This window comes from Pseudomonas sp. K5002, assembly GCF_013386655.1.
Lineage (GTDB): Bacteria > Pseudomonadota > Gammaproteobacteria > Pseudomonadales > Pseudomonadaceae > Aquipseudomonas.
Genome location: NZ_JACARK010001359.1, coordinates 1 through 912, shown reverse-complemented (window position 1 = coordinate 912; position 912 = coordinate 1). Strand labels below are relative to the sequence as shown.

Annotated in this window: 2 protein-coding genes; both read right to left on the bottom strand. The window is 62.2% G+C overall.

Annotated elements, in window-relative coordinates:
- A partial coding sequence (locus HX846_RS36360) for a FecR/PupR family sigma factor regulator (RefSeq protein WP_178967363.1) occupies positions 1-264 on the bottom strand: 264 nt, incomplete at its 3' end.
- On the bottom strand, positions 261-770 hold the full coding sequence (locus HX846_RS36355; RefSeq protein ID WP_003213062.1) for a sigma-70 family RNA polymerase sigma factor: 510 nt from the start codon (positions 768-770) through the stop codon (positions 261-263). The genes HX846_RS36355 and HX846_RS36360, both read right to left, overlap by 4 nt.
- Positions 771-912 lie beyond the last annotated feature (142 nt).

Here is a 912-nt window from a genome sequence, read left to right as displayed (position 1 = left end):
GCCAGCGCCCACCAGGGCGCCGCGCAACACCGTGCGGCGGCTGGATGGCGCGTCCAGTGCCTGCTGCAATACCTTGCCGCTGACGCCTTGGGCCTGCGGAATTTGAAACACACCGAGGCGGGTTTCCAGTTGTTGGCACAAGGCTTCGTGACGCGGGTCTGCGGCGCGCCACTGATGGTAACGCTGCCAGTCGGCGGCACTCGCCTCGCCGGAGCGCAGCAACACCACCCAGCGAGTGGCGCTGTCGATCAGTTCGTCGCTCATTCAAGGCACAGCCGCAGGCAGCGGTTGACGGCACGGGTCATGTAGTCGCTGACCGAGCGTTGGGAAATGCCCAGCTCGGCCGCGATTTCCGGGTAGGTCAGGCCATTGAGTTGCGACAGCAGAAAGGTCGCCTTGACCTTGGCCGGCAAGCCGTCGAGCAACTGGTCGATGGCCTGCAGGGCTTCGAGCATCTGCGCCAAATCCTCAGGGGATGGCGCGGGCGAGGTTTCGTCCTGGTCGAGGGCGTCGAGGTAAGCGCGCTCCAAGTCACGGCGACGCCACAGCTGGTACATCAGGCGTTGGGCAATGGTGGTGAGCAAGGCGCGTGGCTGGCGGATCGGCGCCACGCCCGGGGAACTCAGGAGCTGGACGAAGGTGTCGGCGGCGATGTCTTCGGCGTGGGCACGGGAATCGAGATGGCGGTGCAAACGGCCGCACAGCCAGTCGTAATGACTGCGGAACAATCCGCCCACGTAATCGCTGTGAGAAGTGTCGGCGCCGGACATAGTGGCTCCATCTGAGTAGGTTGCGCGTTATGTCCGGTGTTCCGGTGGAGCGATCCTAGCAAGGCTGCTTATTCTTTAATAATATTTAAAAGGTATTTTTATATAACCAATCGCTCACATGCTCTGCGTGTGAATGCCGCCT

Bases quoted from the DNA above. Each gene is read 5' to 3' on its own strand.
- HX846_RS36355 (WP_003213062.1), bottom strand. From the start codon at position 770: ATGTCCGGCGCCGACACTTCTCACAGCGATTACGTGGGCGGATTGTTC.